We start from the raw sequence: 15,647 nt of genomic DNA, 5'->3' as shown, positions 1-15,647 counted from the left end.
TGGTGTCGGGAGCCGGTGAGGCGGTCAACGGAGTTGGAAGTAGGCGGCGTTGTGGTCGGCGATGGCCTCCCAGTCCGCGTCCGTGGGGAAGCGTAGGACGTCCCAGCCGCGGTCCTCCAGGCGGTAGCCGGCCTCGAGGTCGCGGGTGGAGTCGGCCGGGTGGCCGGGGACGTCGACGAACACGGCGAGGCTGGCGCCGTCCAGACGGAAGACGAGGTCGGGGCGGGCCCCGGCGTCCGGGACGAGGGCGTCGAGCTCGTCCGGCAGCCGGTAGCCCTTCGCCCTGAGCCAGCCGAGCAGGTCACCGGCCGCGACCAGGGCGGTCAGGTCCGCCTCCACCGGGGTCGGCGTGGCGCTCGCGGGCGCGGCCTTCCCACCGCTCGCGGACGCGGTCTTCCCGCCGCTCGCCGCGGGGACGAGCCTGCGGAACCGCTCGCTGCGGGACTCGCCGCGGTCCTCCCGCTCGGTGCGGGCGCCGGCCAGGCGCAGCAGCAGCGGGCGGGCGGCGTGCCGGCTCAACTGGCGGTGGTGCCCCTGGTTGGCGTACGTCAGCAGGCAGGCGTAGCAGCCGCGGGCGCACTTCTCGCCGTCCGCCGGGCCGCCCTTGTCCTCGCCGGTCTTCCGATCGAAGTGGCAGATCTCCAGGGCGGTGCGGGCCGCCTCGGCGAGGGCGTCCTTGTCGTGCTGGATGCGGCGCAGCACACCGGCGCCGCCTTCCGCGGCCTCCGTGAACAGTAGGCGGCGGCGCGGGCCGTCGTCCGGGGGCAGCAGCTCCGCCGTCAGCTCGGAGTCCTCCAGTTCGAACGCCGCCTCGATGCCCCGCTCCAGCGCGTACAGGAAGGACAGCGCCACCGGCTCGGGCTGCGGCTCGTCGAGGGTGACCACGAGGATGTTGCGGCGGTCCTCCACGTACGGCAGGACCCGCTTCTTGCGGCGTTTCTCGTTGCCGTCCTCGTCGACCACGGGCATGAGGGTGCCCTCGATGGCGTCCGCGGCGGCCCGGTCGTTGAGCCAGCGGCCGTCGCCCAGGTCCAGCCAGTAGCCGTCCGGCTCGCCCTCCTTGTCGCGGACGCGGCCGAGGTTGGTGATGCGGACGGTCGCCGAGTCGCCGTAGTCCAGGTCGAGGACGGGCGCTCCGCCCGCGTCGCTGACGTGCGAGGTGAGGCGTCCCTTGCGGACGCCGTGGTCCTGGAAGGCGTACGAGGTCTCCAGGCGGAAACCGGCCCGGCGGCGCTCCTCCTCGTCCGAGGAGATCCGCTCACGCGGGGTGGTGTACACGGTGTGCAGGTGCAGCAGGCCGGTCTGCTTGGTCCGCAGGTCCTCCCCGCACATCGTGCACCGGTCCGTGCCGGGCCTGACCTCGTGGTGGTAGCCGCAGCCGTCGCACCGCTTGGCCTCCGCCGTCGCCAGGTCGCCCGAGGCGTCCGGCGGCAGCTGGACCCGGGTGACCTGGTAGCGGGCGCCCTCGTGGTAGATCAGCGCGCCCGGGCCGAACTCGCGGATCGCGAGGAACCGGGGACGCTGCAGGTAGTCCCCGTCCGCGTTGCGGCGGTTGCCGGAGCGCGGAATGTACGCGGCCAGCGGTAGCCGGGGGAAGCTGTAGCCGGGCAGGAACCCCTCGGACGCCAGGTAGCGGTACGGGTTGAAGTCGCTCATCACCGACTTGCTGTCGACAGAGCGGTTCAGCAGCAGGTTCGTCTGCGTCTCCGCCTCCCGGCGGCGGGTGCGCGCCTTGCTCTGCTCACCGGGGGACAGGGTGTGGTCGACGACCCGCCTGTTCTGCTCGTACTGGTCGATGACGGCCGCCCGGAACAGGTCGCGCCACCGGTCGAAGGAGGCGTCGAACACCTGCGGGGCGCGCTCGATGCGGTCCTCGATCCACTCGTCGTACCACCAGGTGGTCGACTCGAAGTCCGCGATCAGCGGGGTGAGGACGGTGCGGGCGGCGGTGACCGCGCGCCGGCGGGCGTCCTCGTCCAGGGACAGATCGCGGATGTCGGGGAGGAGGGGCAGCGGCATGTTCGGATCGGGGCGGTCGCCGCCGTCGGGGTCGTAGGCGACGTCGACGACGTCCGGGATCGCGGTGCCGAGCTTCATGCCGGTCTCCGCCAGCCAGATGCCCTGGAGGTGGGAGCGGACCAGGTCCTCGTTGGCGAGGTCCAGGCGGGGCGGGGCCACCTGGCCCGACACCATGTCCTGGGAGCGGCGGAAGTAGTACTGGTCGTGGCTGTTGCCCGTCGCGCAGTAAGTGGTCACCAGCGCGGGCTGGCCGGAGCGGCCCGCGCGGCCCGAGCGCTGCGCGTAGTTCGCCGGGGTCGGCGGCACGTTGCGCATCATCACCGCGTTGAGCGAGGAGATGTCCACGCCCAGTTCCATCGTCGGCGAGCAGTACAGCAGGGGCAGTTCGGCGTCGCGGAACTTCCGCTCGCGCTCCAGGCGGTCCTCCGGGGTGACCTGCGCGGTGTGCTCCCGCGCGTACAGACCGGCCAGCTCGGCGGCCGCGGTGCGGTACAGGTCGCGGAAGAAGGGGTTGACGCGCGGCCCCTCGCCGCTGCTGTAGGTGCGTGCCAGCGGGTCGACCGCGCCCCGCTCACCGCTCCCGGCCCGCCAGATCAGGGCGGCGGCCGACACCCGGTACCCGGTGCGCTTCTGCGCCGCCCGGCGACGGTAGGCCGGGCCGGACTGCTCGGGGGCCGCCTCCACCTCGCGCACCAGGTCCGCGTCCCGCAGCACCGTCAGCAGGTCCTCGATGACCTTCTGGATGTCCTCCAGCGACACGTCCGGTGCGCGCAGGTCGGGCATGTTCCGCTTCAGGTACTTGCCGAACTTGCCGCGTGCCGACAGGAACAGCGCGGAGCGCTCCATGCCCGGCCGGGAGCCGTACGGGTAGGCGGTGCCGACGGCCGGACGGTCGCTCTCACTCAGTACCCACGGCCCGGTGAGGCGCTCCTCGCTCGCCCGCTGCAGGGTGTCGAAGTCGTCACGGAAGTACTGCACGTCGATCGCGAGGCCACGCCGCATGAAGTCGAGCAGCGTACGGCACACTTCCTCGCGCAGCGCCGGATCCGCGTCGCGCAGCACGGCGTGCGTGGGCCGCCAGCGTTCGGGGTGGGCGGCAATCCAGGCCAGGTCCTCGTAGTCGATCCGCAGCAGACCCGTCTGCTCCAGGTTCGGCATCGTGATCCGCCAGCCGCGCTCCAGATCGCGGTAAAGGCGGTACCCGACGACGTCCCGGAAGGCCTTCGCCGCCCGGCGCTCCAGGGAGGGCGGCAGGTCCGTGCCCGCCGCGTACTCGCGTGCCGTCAGGCCCATCACCTCGGTGACGGCCTCGGCCAGGTCGTCGTGGTGCAGCCCCTCCTCGCCCGCGCGCACCGCCGCCTGGTAAAGGGCTCCGCGCAACTGGGTCACCTGGGCGAAGTCGTTGAAGTGCCCGGCCTGCAGCGAGGCGTCCTGCCGGTTGTCTACGAAGGTGAGGAGCTTGCGCGCCTCCTTGCCCAGGCTCTCCTCGGGCACCGCCCGCAGCGACTTCACGATCGACGCGGAGATCAGCGAGGTCGCCGAGGAGCGGCCCTCCTGATCCAGGGTGGCCAGCTTGGCGAAGTCCCGGCCGCGGGTCTGCTCATAGGAGACCTGGCAGTGCACGCAGAACAGGAACGGCGCGGGCACGAACGCCGACACCAAGCCCTGGCCCGACTCGTTGCCGTGGGCGTCCACGACGACACGCTTGGGCACCCGCGGCTTGTAGGACTTCTTGACGACCGTCACGCCCTGCGCGTCCGTCTCCAGCCACGACTCCGGCAGCCGCCGGTCGTCCACGGCCTTCTGCGGATCGGCCGGCCACTCGTAGTCCTGCCCGGGCATGCCCAGGTACAGGTAACCCTCACCGGCGCGGCCCCCGGAGGCGGATGTGTCCCGGCGCGGCTCGTACCGGAACGTGCCGCTCTCCTCGGTGCGCCAGACGGTCAGATACTCCTGGCCGCACTCGCGGCAGAACGCCAGCGGGAACAGCGGCTTGCCGTCGCTGTCCGGCTGCTCCAGCTGGTAGGTGCGGGTCAGCGGCCGGGTGAGCGGGTCCTCCAGCGTCGTGTAGACGGTGTCGCCCTTGGACAGGAACTGGTGCAGCCGGAACGCGAACAGCGGCCGCTCCGTCACCGGATGCTTGGCCTGCGCGCCCGCCTCCAGGGTCGTCCGGATCGCCTCGCGCACGCTCTCCTCGGCCACCCCGGAAACCGAGGCCAGCTCGGCCGCGGCCTCCTCGACGGTGGCCGGGGCGCAGCGGCGCAACCGCCCCGTGCCCTCCTCGCGCTCCAGACCGAACCGGGACTCCACCCAGCGGGCCAGGGGGTCCTTCGTCAGCGCCTCGTACGAGCGGGGCGCCGCCGGCACCCGCAGCCGCTCGGCGGGCACGGTCGTCGGCGCTTCCTCGGTGGCCCGGACGAGGGTCTCGCCGATGACCCGCTTCGGCAGCACCGTCGCACCGAACAGCCGGCCGGCCACCCGGGCCACCTCGCGCCGCTGCTCCTCCCAGGAGCCCTCAGTCGACATGGTCGCCGAGGTGCCGATGCACTGCAGGGTCGCCGAGGCCCGGCAGGCCTCGCGGACCCGGCGGATCAGGAACGCCACGTCCGCGCCCTGCCGGCCGCGGTAGGTGTGCAGCTCGTCGAAGACGAGGAACTGCAGCCCCTCCGCCATGCGGATCAGGCTGGACCGGTCATCCGGCCGGGTCAGCATCAGCTCCAGCATCACGTAGTTCGTGAGCAGGATGTCCGGAGGGTTTTTGCGGAGCTCGCGCCGCTCCTCGGAGGACTCCTGGCCGGTGTAACGGGCGAAGGTGACCGGCTCGCGGCCCTTCCCGAAACCGTGGCGCAGGTACTTCTCCAGCTCCCCGAGCTGCGAGTTGGCCAGCGCGTTCATCGGGTAGACGACGATCGCGCGCACACGGCCCCCCGCGTTCGCCCCCGCTGCCTGCCGCTCCTTCAGGACACGGTCCACGATCGGGACGATGTACGACAGCGACTTGCCGGAACCGGTGCCGGTGGTGAGCACGTAGGAATCGCCCGCCTGCGCAGCCTCGATCGCCTGCCGCTGATGGAGGTGGAAGGTCAGCGGCCGGCCGTCCGGGCGGGGCGAGCTCTCCTTCTTACCGGCCTGGAAGATCTCCGCGCACTTGGGGTGCAGCACTCCGTCACGCACGAGGTCAGTGACTTGACCGCCGTCGGCGAAGAACGGGTTCAGCGACAGCCACGGGTCGGGCCACTGCGACTTCGCCGCCAGGTCGTCCGCGACGAAGCCGGCGATCCGAGCGTCCCGGATGACCGTGGCACTCTTGGTGAAGCTCGCGTACTCGCTGATCAGGTCACCGTGGATGCCGAAGACGTCCATCGCCTCAGGCAGGCGCGGCTCCTTACGCGGCGCGGGCGCCGGGGCGGCGGGCGCGGGCTCGGGGAGCAGCGCACGCAGCCGCGCCACCGGGTCCATCACCCGCCAGTGGGGAGCCAGCAGGGCGGCCGTGTCGTCCACCGCGAGCGCCAGCGGGACCAGCACCTCACGGACCATGGCGGCGTTCTCGGGCCGCAGCTCGGCGTCCTTCTCCAACAGGCGGTCCACCAGCCGGACCAGCTCAGCGGGCAGGTCCGGGCGCACCAAGGTCAGCCGCGGCGGCCGCTCGTGCTGGTGCTGCTCGGAGAGCTCGAAGGGAGTCCGGGCGGAGAACGGCGGCCGTCCGATCAGCAGCTCGTACAGGATGCAGCCGAGCGCATAGAGGTCGGCCGCGGCGGAGACCCGCTCGGCGCGGAACTGCTCCGGCGCCATGTAGCGGGCCGTGCCGACGCTGACGCCCGTACTGGTCAGCCGCGTCTGGTCCGGGTCGTCGACGATCGTGCCCATACCGAAGTCGAGGATCTTCAGGGTGCCGTCGCCGGTGAGCATCACATTGGCCGGCTTCAGATCGCGGTGCACGACTCCGGCAGTGTGCGCGGCGGCGAGACCGGAAGCGATCTGCGCCCCGATGGCGGCGACCCAGGAGACCGGAAGCTGCGGCTCCTCGTCGACGAGGTCCGCGAGCGGATTACCGTCCAGCAGCTCCATGGCCAGGTAGGGCAGACCGCTGCCGCCCGGCGTACCGTCCACACCGCCGTCAATCAGTAGGGTGAGGTTGGGGTGGCCCTGGGAAAGCATGCGCATGATCCGCACTTCCCGACGGAAACGCTCGACGTCTTTGCCGGACCTCGAGGCGTCGACCGCGATGCCGGTCCGGCCGCGCAGCACGGTCTTGACCGCCACCTCCCGGTGCGGGGAGTCCGGTGCGACCTGGAGGTCCTCGGCGCGGTGTACCTCGCCCATGTTCCCGCGCCCCACGATCCCCGTGATCCGGAACCGTCCGTCGACCGTCTCCAGACCCACTGTGCCTCCCCGTTTTGACCCTCGTTGTGCAGGGTGGTAGCCGCCCCGCGGAGAGTGTATACCTTACAAGCGTCACGTTTGCGCGTTGACGACGTCAACGGAACCTTACTGGGTATCAGCTCCGGGGGCCAGCCTTCTCGAGTGGGGCCTATCCGGCAGTTCACTCTTGTTCTTTGGTTGCGGTGCGTCGCCCGTGCAGCACGTCAATGCGGTCGCGGATGGTGTCCTTCGGGTTGAGCTGCGTAAAGCGGAGGCGATGCTGGGGCCTCAGTGGTCGCGCTGGCGGGACTGACTGAGGCCGGGTTGCGCTGTGACCCGCAGGTTCACCAGTCGTTGGAGACATGGTTCCGCCGTTTTGGCTGAGCCCGCGGCCATTCCTTGAATCCGATTGACTGGCGCCCGCTGCCTGCTTCAGTAGCGGGGCGGTTTCGACCCGGCGCCGACTCTTCGCTACCGCCGTTGTTACCGCGCGCGGGTCAGGATGGTCAGAAACCGGGTTGTCGTAGCCCCGTCGCGCGAACGCGCGTAGTTACCCTCCCCCGCGGTTGAATGCCGGAACACGGTAGCCCACTAGTGGAGAAAATGTGAAGGGGTGTCACCAATGGCCTGGCCCAGATCTGGGTCAGGGACTTGTCCATGAACTGCTGCGAGCGCAGCACGTCCAGCATCCGGGCCTGCTCCCGGCTCAGAGGGCCGTCGGGTGCGGCACCGGAGGGCGGCGCGGTGCGACTGACCCCGGCGTGGTTCCTGCAACTACCGCACCACGAAGGGGATCCCGTGCCAGCGCGCTCACCGTCATGGCACGGTGGTCCGGGCGTACCCTGCCGTGTTGCTGTCGGCAGGCTCACGCGCACCACTCCCCAACGGCACGGCAAGGAGGCCACTGATGGACGATCCCGACTGGTACATAGACGAAGACCTTTCCGTAGAGGATGTCGTCTGGGAACCGGTGGAGAAGTGGGGCGACACCGTCTTCGGTCGCGGTACGACGAAAGAGGACGGCGCTCTCGCCGTCGTCGTGCGCTACCCGGGAGAAGACCGGGTCATGATCGCGCCCAACGAGTGGTGGGCCACCGACTGCTTCACCCTCTGGCTCGCTGACGACATGCTCAGCGATCCCGGCCAACGGGCCTGGACATGCGGCAACGCCCATGTCCGCGTGAGCGCCTACACGGGTGCCTTCTACGTCCTGATCGAACGGGGCGAGTGCGACTACGTCCTCGAGCAAGTCGACAGCTACCCTTCCGCGGTCATTGAGGCCGCCGGCCACGGTCTGGGCAGGCTGCGAGAAGATTGGCCGGACGATGCAGTCCACCTCCTCGACGCTCAGCGGCACATCGGCGTGGCCCTACGGCAGTTGTGGGCCGACGGTCTGATTGCTGCATCGAGCACGATCAAGGCTGTCGGGGAGGTCCAGGTCGCTGAGGCACTGGAAATTGGCAGGCCCCTGCTCAGCCAGGTCCTCGCCGGTCAGGCATGGGTGTGACGTTTGGCCTCGGGTGCTCGGCTGCCGGGCGGTTAGGTGTCGAGGATGACGAGGGCTTTGGGACGAGGTCTTGGTCCTCGGGATGAAGTCGTCTCATGAGTCTCTCGGCCATCACGGAGGGCAGGGTCGGGTCGTAGCGGAGTTCCTTGTGGAGTCCGGTGTTGCGCAGGATCCACTCGGCTATGGCTGCACTGATGTCTTCTGGATGCCAGCCACCGATGGCGGAGAAAGGCGCGCGGTGCTCGGCGGCCAGCCGTATGAGGCGTTGTGCCTGCTCGGTGGTGAGTTCTCCTCCGGCTGGGACGATGGCAGCGGCACTTTTGTAGCCGGAAGCCTGATCCAGCGTCCGGTTGGTGACCGCGTGGACGGTTACTGTGTACGGGAGTTCGATAACGAACCATCGGGGTTCGTCAGCTTCGTCGGGGTCCGGGCCGGGGTCCACCGTCCAGGTCCAGGACAGTCTCGCGGTCGCGCTGGCTTGCGGGATGTCGACGTCGACGTACCCGGTCAGTACCTCGGTGCCGCTTGCGTCGCGCCAGGACACGTGGTCCTGGGTCCACGCCAGGACTTTTGGAGCGGCATTCAGCCACGCGAGGAGTCGGGCTTGGCTGCCGGTCATGGAAACCTCCGCCGGTTATCTCCGCCGCCGAGCACCGCAGCGCGCGGCGCAGGTAAAGAGGGTGGGCGTTAGCTGGGCGGCGTGCTGGGCTGGGGGGTGTTCTCGGTCGGCGTCGGACATGGTGGTGTGGGGCTTAACCGTGCCACGACCCACCCGGTGAGCCGCCCAGCACCAAGGGGGGTATCGCGTTCTGAGACGCGCCCGGGAAGTCGCCGCCGAAGGTTGCCTCCCGCGGTCGTTCACGGGCATCGAACCGGTGGACTCTGCCGGTTGTGCGGTGGCTTGTGGTCGGGGCGGTCAGAAGAGCGAGTCCGGGGCGGGGCCGTTGCCGGGTTTGGTGGACAAGGCGTGGCGGAGGAAGCGGGCGGCGTGGAAGTCGGGGCGGGTGTGGAGGAGGACGGCGACGGCCTCGGCGATGGGTTCGCGGTCCTGGGGTGTCAGGGGGAGGGTGCGGATGGCCTCGGCGAGATCGATCCAGGCCCGGCGGGGTGTCTTGGGGTAGGGGGTCGAGCTCGGCTGGCTGGCGCCGGGCTGACTGCTCCAGTTCCGGTGGTCGAGGCCGGTTCCTGCGGCGAACTGGCGGCCGCGGTTGCGGCCGACGTCGCCGGCGCGCTTGAGCGCGGTCTTCGCGGAGCGGGAGTGGTTACCGGCCTTGATCTCCCGGATCAGTGCGGCCAGGACGGCGAGTTCCTCGTCGAGGTCGGCGGCCATTTCGGCCGGTGCGATGGTGGCAGCGGTCTTCACCGCGTCGCGCGCCCGGCGCAACTTATCGAGCGCCTCCTGCGGGTTCTGGCGCCTGAGGGCGATAGCGGCGTGCCGCTTGGCCTGCTGGGCCTGCTGGAAGACGACTTCGGTGTCCACACGGGGGTCGGAGGTACGGGTCGCGGCCACGCCGGGCGGTACCACCTCGGCGTGCAGGGAGACGGTGACGGTGTGCTGCTTGAGCGTGGGCAGCTCCGCCCATGACAACTGCAGTTCGCCGAGCCGCACGGGGCCCAGCGGGGGTCCGGCCGGCAGGTCGAGGACGAGGGTGAGGGTGCGGGTCTCCCCGGAGTACAGGCTGCCCAGCTCGATCAAGGCGCCGTCCGGCGTGATGGTGATGGGCAGTTCGTTGACGAGTTCGACCCCGCGTACGGCCGGCTCCATCCGCAGCAGCAGGCTGACGGCCTGCGCTGCCTGGCACAGCAGACCCTCGATCTGGGCTTCGATGAACTGCGCGGCGTCATCGCTGTGTTCGGCCATCCCGTCATTGCCGCGACCGCCACGGGCCAGCGCGGCCAGCAGATGCTCGTCATATCCCTGGCCGATGCCGAGCGCAGAGGTGGTGATGCGCCGGTGGAATGCCTGGTCGGCCTTCTCGCCGAGGACCTCGGGATCGGTGACGCCGCGGTTGGCGTGCCCGTCGCTGATCAGCAGCACCGTGGCGCCGGCGTCTGCGGCCACCCGCTGGGCCTCCTGCAGCCCGCGCAGATAACCGGCGGACAGATCGGTGCTACCGCCGGGGCGCAGCCCCGCGATGGCGGACTTGGCCGCGTCCTTGTCCGTCAGCGGCCCTGCCGGGACGACGACCTGGACCTGGTCGTCGAAGGTGACCAGTCCGAAGTTGTCGTCCGGCCGGAGGCGGTCGAGCACGTCCCCCAGGGCGGTCTTGGCCACCTCGAGCCTTTCCTCGTGCCCCATGGAGCCGCTGCGGTCAAGCACCACCTGCAGCGTGTGCGGGGGCCGGGTAGTCGCGTCGTCCGGGTCCAGGCGGGGCGCGGTGATGTCGACCAGAACTGCGACCTGTTCGTCCATGCCCTGCGCGATGAGGTCGAACTGTGAGCGTACGTCGATACGCATACGCGTCCCCCCTTGCTGCGGTTGGAGACGGCTTCCGCAGCCGCCCCATTGATATGCTAGTAGCGTAATGCTGATGGCATTGATTATGCAAGGAGCGTAGCTAATGGGTGCATCGGACCGCAGAGCGAAGAACCTTCCACTGCTGGGCAGGTCACTGCTCGACCTCCGCAACGAGCGGGGTTGGAGCCGTAAGGAGTTGGCCGAGCGCTCTGGCCTGTCCTACCCGTACATCAGCCAGTTGGAGAACGGCGACCGCGAGCCCTCCTTCGACACGCTCACCAAACTGGCCCAGACATTTGGCCTGGCCGTTGACGCACTCCTCGCCCCGTCCGCCAACCAGCGCCCTGCCCGGGTCCGGCCGGAGGCTCACGGTGGACAGCGGTGGATCCCTAACCCCAACTACCACCCCAACGCGAGCCACCGACAGCGGCCCCCTGCCGGACCGCCCAGTCAGGTGCCGGCGAGCGGGGAAGAGCGCATCGCCGTGGTCGACGCCGCCTACCGGATCCTCCTCGCCCTCCCACCCGACGAACGCCTGGACGCCGCCGGCGCCCTCCTCGCCCGCTGCCTCAAAGCAGCCTCCCCACCCACCGGGTGAGGCATGCGGCTTCCGATATGCGCGGTCTGCGGGTAGAGGGGTGCCGGCCAGTCACCGACTTGCTCGAATGCGCGTACGTCCGGCGGACGATGGGAGCAGGCCAGAAGCTCTCTTCCGCTTCGACCAAGAAATCTCGTCAATGCGGCCTGGCTCTCATCCCGGTGAGGAGGTCTCGGCTTCCCGGCGGGTGGGGACCAGGCGGGGAGCGGGCCCGCTCCCCGCCTCCGCTGTGCGCGGCTGCGGCATCCTCCTGGCTGCCGCTTGGAAGCGGCCGGTGCTGTGGAGGGCGGGGGCGAGGATATCGGCCAGGGCCTTTTCGGCGTCCTGTGGCGGCAGGCGTACATCGATCCCCGCCACGTGGAGTTCGGCGAGCTGTCCACGCGGTGCTGTTACTCGCAGACGGCGGTGTGTGGCACCGGTGGGGGAGGGGTGGACGACCACGGCTGCGCCGGTGCCCTCGGGGGAGTACCCCGCAATGTAGGTGAGCATCTGGTGGATGTCACCGGCCGAGACGGACCTGCTGTCGTAGCGCTTGTACTTGGCGTCCACGGCCAAGAGCGTGGGCTGCGTGCCCGCGAAGTGCAGTAGGACGTCGGGGCGGAACGGGGAGTGGGAGGAGAGGTCATCGGACACCTTGATCGCCGTGCCGCCGGTGGAAGGCACTGGGTGTCCGGACATCTCGGCGGCTACCTCGATCGTCATCCGCCGGACGACGGCCTCCCACAGAGTCTCCATGCGTAGCAGCAGGGAGTCGGCGGTGTGCCCGGTGTCGACCAGCAGGTCGTCGACGCCGCCACCGTCGAGGAGCAGGCGAGCCCAGGCGTGGGCGGGGCGGTAGCGTGCATTCAGTCGTGTGTACCTGGCTCTCGCGAGCATCCGTACGGCTGCGGCGCGGTTGGTGGGCCTGGGAAAGAGTGCGGCCGTGTCGGCTGCCGCTCGTGCCAGCTCGTGGCGGTCGGCGAGTCGGGCCGCAAGATGGAGTGCGGCGCCGCACACCTCGTTCTCCCAGATGGCGGCGTCCCTTTCGAAGGCGCGTAGGTGGAGCCGGTCGAGTTGGCCGTACCGTCGGCAGACCTGTGCGGCAAGGTCCAGTCGTCCTCGCAGCACCGGTTCGACCAGGTCGCGGCGGACGTAGTCCCGGCGCAGGCCGCCGAGGAGGAGCATGCGGCACTCCGCGACCAGGGCGGAGATGACTAGGTCCGTGAATCCGGCAGGGTCGGTGTCCCATCTGCGGAGGGTCGCCGCGTGGGGGAGGGGGAGGTGGAGGGCGTAGCACAGCCAGCTGATCAGGCGGCTGCCGTCCACGGCAGTCTTGGGTTCGATGACCAGTCGGATGTGTTCGAGTACCAGCACCCCCACCGTCGACAGCGCCTCGATGCGCCAGCCGTATCGCGTCTCGGACACCCGTAGGCACCGCTGGTCTGTGAGCGAGTGCAGGTGGCTCAGATCCGTGTCGGTCAGCTGCTCCCTTTGCACCTCGCGGTACTCGTACTCGCCCAGGCGGATCTCCTCAAGCTGCGTGCGGTGATCACCCATCGAGGGCCCCGACTGTGCCTTGGGCGGTGAACTCCGTGGCGAGCGCGGCCGCCAGCTCGTCCGCGGGTATGAGCGCGAGGCGTCCGGTCTGCGGGTCGACCAGCCTGCCGAGCAGGTGCCGCAGCAGGTCGGTGCTGCCGAGGGTGTAGTCCTCCAGCAGCGGGACGATGTCGTCGTGGAAGGCAGCGGCGAGGTGCGTATCGCTGGCGAGGGGTTCCCCGTCCCGGAGGAAGAAGGCGTGTCCGAGCTGGTGGTCGGCGTCCAGGAATCGGATGATCCGGGAGTTGAGCTCCTCGAAGAACGCGGCCAAGTCCAGCGGCCCTACCGATCCGGAGATGACGTCCGCGTCGGGACCCACCTCGATAAAGGCGAACCGGCGCCGGATCGCTGCGTCCAGGTGGCCGACGCTGCGGTCCGCCGTGTTCATCGTTCCGATGATGCGCACGTTCGGCGGCACGGAGAACGACCGGCTGCTGACGGGCAGGACTACAGGCAGGTCGCGCTTGTCGGGCTCGAGCAGGGTGATCAGCTCCCCGAAGATACGGGGCAGGTCGCCTCGATTGATCTCGTCGATGATCAGCAGGAAGGTGCGCTCGGGCTCCTGGGCCGCGGTCGTGCAGAGATTGAAGAAGACGCCGTCTGTAAGCTGCAGAGACAGCCCGCTGCCTGCCCGGGCCGGAGCGGGCTTGAAACCCTCCACGAAGTCTTCGTAACCGTAGGAGGGGTGGAAGGTCACGAGGCTGACCGCGGGCTGGACCGCGCCGGCGCCGTCCCCCCACTCGTCATCACCAAGGATCCGCTCGGCCTCGCGCGGTGTCAGCCGGAATGCGGTGCCTTGCATGCGGTGCACCTTCGGCTCGCTGAGACTCAGGACCGGATCGGTGTCGAACTCCTCCCAAGTGGGGCCGTCAAGCGTCCGGACCCACTCAACGCTCAGGCACTCGTCCTCGTTGGACAGGTCGATGCCGGTGATGCGGCCCAGAGCGACGGCCTTCATCGTGGGTGCGCTTTCATATCCCACCACGAGGTCGCCGGGCCGCATCTGCTCGAAGTTGCGGGCGAGTCGTCCCTTCCAAAGGGTGGCGCTGCCCTCTTTCTTCAAATCGTCCCAGCACCAGTCGCTCTTGTTCCGGCTGGCGACGCACAGCCATACCGCAGGCCGCCCGGACGCTCGGAGAGTCGGCGACATCATCGCCTGCACGGCCTCCTGGCGCTCCGGCGCGGGCGCGTCGATCCGGCCTGGCCTGCCGGTCAGTGCCAGGGCCGAGCTCAGGGCAAGGCGGGTCTTCCCAGTACCGGGCGGGCCGTAGAGGATGACCTGCCCCTTGTGCTCGAGCGCGTCGATGACCCGCCTGACCTGGGGAGGGACTGCTATGTCTGGAGCATCGGCGACATCCAGGCGGACGGAGTCCGCGGACGAAGCACCGCGCGGTGTCGAACCCGCCTGCCGTCGTGCCTGCAATTGCTTCCACAGTTTCTGACTGACCGGGCCGAACGTCTGTCGCCATCCGTTCTGCGGCGAGCCAAGGGTCTGAGCGTACGAGGTGTCCCACGAGACGCCGACCAGATGGGGCGCCTCGGGCGACAGCGCCTCGTCGTAGCTGTACCCAGCGTCCGTCACCGTCCCCACGGCCAGCACCTCGGACAGCCCGCGGTTCGCGACGATGCGGTCGCCAGGTTTGAGATCGCGGTAAGCCAGTAGTCGGCGTGCGAGGGCCACATGCCCGCCTGCTTGTTTCGGCCAGTACTCGGTGAGTGCTTCGCGGAGCTCCGAGTCGCTGCCGTACTCGGCGAGGTTCCCCACCTCTCCCCAAGCCACACAGATGTAGCCGTTATTCAGGCAAAAATCCCAGTAGGAGGCCTGCCGTCCCGGTGCGACCTTAAGGAGAGTCGGGGACTGCGGCCGCGGGTCGAACGCCTCGTACAGCAGACGCATGACCTCGTGCGAGCTCCAGTTCTCCAGCTCGGGCCGCGCCAGTACCAACTCGCGCAGCCGCCGGTTCAGGCGCCAGGCCGGCGCGCCAGAGAGGGATCCGCCGAGGAGAGCAATGAAGTGCCGCAGGTGATCGCTGGAGTAGACAGGGAGAAAGTCGTCCGGGAAGTACGTAGCGAGGGACTTCGTCACCAGCGCGGGACCGTAGGCGAGCACCTCCAGGTCGTCTACCCGATCGAAGGCACCGTCCTGGGCCGCCGCGAACGCCTCCACGAACTCCTTGCGCAGCCGCTGCCACGCATCCTCGGGGCTCATTCCCTTCAGCGGCGCGGATTGCTTCCACTCTCCGCTACGGTGCAGGAACATGATGTGCTTGCCGGCGGCGCCACCCCTGATGCTACCGAGTGCATCGGTATGAAACTCCATCCGAGCGCAGAAGGGCGCACCCCACTTCTGACGGTCGGCGAACCCCAACGCATACCGCTCCAGCGGCAACTCCGGCCAACTCTCCAGAGGGAACTCACGAAATATTCCCTGCCGCTGCTCCTCGGCTTCCGCCAACTCCTGGACGTACGAGGCACGGTTGAAGGCAGCCACTGCGGTTGCCAGAGCGTCCTGATCCATGCCGTCACTATGGCCCACTTCGGCGCAGCCGTACCCGTCACCGTCCCACTTTTCGCCCGGAGCGGCGAAGGCGTGCAGGAATACCTGATCCGTGCGGGCCATCGCCTGGCTGCCAGGCTCACGAGCACTGCGGCCGGCAGTGCGCGGTTCTTTGAAGCCACTGCGCGAAGGAGACACCGAGGCAGCGTCATTGGCGACGCCTTGCTCGAACCAGACCGTGAAGCGCGCCCGCGCCGGAACAGCAGCTTTGCCGCGCCGACATGACGAGGAACCTTGATACAAGGCTGGGTGCAGCTGCCGTGTCTGAACGCGCCCGCGCTCAGTACGACGACGGACCGATAGTGTGCGGCCGTGGAAAGCGGATGCCTGGTGATGCACCGTCAGAACGGCAGCAGGGGCGGAAAGTACGTCGGAACGGTCGGCTTGGTCGAGGGTGACAGTGTGGTCATCGAGTGACCAGGAGGCCGACGAAGTCGGATACCGCTGCCAGTACCTTCGGACATTTGTCATACCGGTCCCCGCAACCGGGCCGGGGCACCGACCGTGGCACGAGCGTGTCCGCGAGCGCCGTGCCCTCCCACAGCCGTCCGTCGGCCTTGTCCACGACGGC

Annotated in this window: 7 protein-coding genes; 2 read left to right on the top strand and 5 right to left on the bottom strand. The window is 69.3% G+C overall.

Annotated features, from left to right (window positions below):
* Positions 1-24 precede the first annotated feature (24 nt).
* Entirely contained in the window at positions 25-6,402 is a 6,378-nt protein-coding gene (locus ACFVVO_RS33145) for a protein kinase (protein ID WP_390059952.1), read from the bottom strand.
* An 886-nt stretch (positions 6,403-7,288) separates the two neighbouring features.
* Between ACFVVO_RS33145 and ACFVVO_RS33140 the strand changes: the two genes are divergently transcribed.
* Positions 7,289-7,888 (top strand): hypothetical protein, encoded by a 600-nt coding sequence (locus ACFVVO_RS33140; RefSeq protein WP_390059951.1) that lies wholly within the window; start codon positions 7,289-7,291, stop codon positions 7,886-7,888.
* On the opposite strand, the gene ACFVVO_RS33135 is transcribed toward ACFVVO_RS33140, so the two are convergent.
* Positions 7,854-8,507, bottom strand: a complete 654-nt coding sequence (locus ACFVVO_RS33135) for a hypothetical protein (protein ID WP_390059950.1) — start codon at positions 8,505-8,507, stop codon at positions 7,854-7,856. The genes ACFVVO_RS33140 and ACFVVO_RS33135 overlap by 35 nt on opposite strands.
* A 297-nt stretch (positions 8,508-8,804) precedes the next feature.
* Positions 8,805-10,346, bottom strand: a complete 1,542-nt coding sequence (locus tag ACFVVO_RS33130) for a VWA domain-containing protein (protein ID WP_390059948.1) — start codon at positions 10,344-10,346, stop codon at positions 8,805-8,807.
* A 103-nt stretch (positions 10,347-10,449) separates the two neighbouring features.
* Here ACFVVO_RS33130 and ACFVVO_RS33125 point away from each other — a divergent pair, with 103 nt between their 5' ends.
* Positions 10,450-10,944 (top strand): helix-turn-helix domain-containing protein, encoded by a 495-nt coding sequence (locus ACFVVO_RS33125; protein WP_390059947.1) that lies wholly within the window; start codon positions 10,450-10,452, stop codon positions 10,942-10,944.
* A 153-nt stretch (positions 10,945-11,097) separates the two neighbouring features.
* Here the strand turns inward: ACFVVO_RS33125 and ACFVVO_RS33120 are convergent, their stop codons facing one another.
* Together ACFVVO_RS33120 and ACFVVO_RS33115 are read right to left on the bottom strand one after the other, a co-directional pair.
* Positions 11,098-12,480 carry an McrC family protein gene (locus tag ACFVVO_RS33120; RefSeq protein WP_390059945.1) on the bottom strand — a complete coding sequence of 461 codons (1,383 nt, stop codon included), beginning with the start codon at positions 12,478-12,480 and terminating at the stop codon, positions 11,098-11,100.
* Positions 12,473-15,139, bottom strand: coding sequence for an AAA family ATPase (locus ACFVVO_RS33115; RefSeq protein WP_390059943.1), 2,667 nt, complete (start codon positions 15,137-15,139; stop codon positions 12,473-12,475). The genes ACFVVO_RS33120 and ACFVVO_RS33115 overlap by 8 nt, the downstream gene beginning before the upstream one ends.
* Positions 15,140-15,647: the final 508 nt, after the last annotated feature.

Origin of the sequence: Streptomyces sp. NPDC058145 (genome assembly GCF_042884245.1) — a bacterium.
Lineage (GTDB): Bacteria > Actinomycetota > Actinomycetes > Streptomycetales > Streptomycetaceae > Streptomyces.
This window is presented reverse-complemented; position numbering and strand designations above follow the sequence as displayed.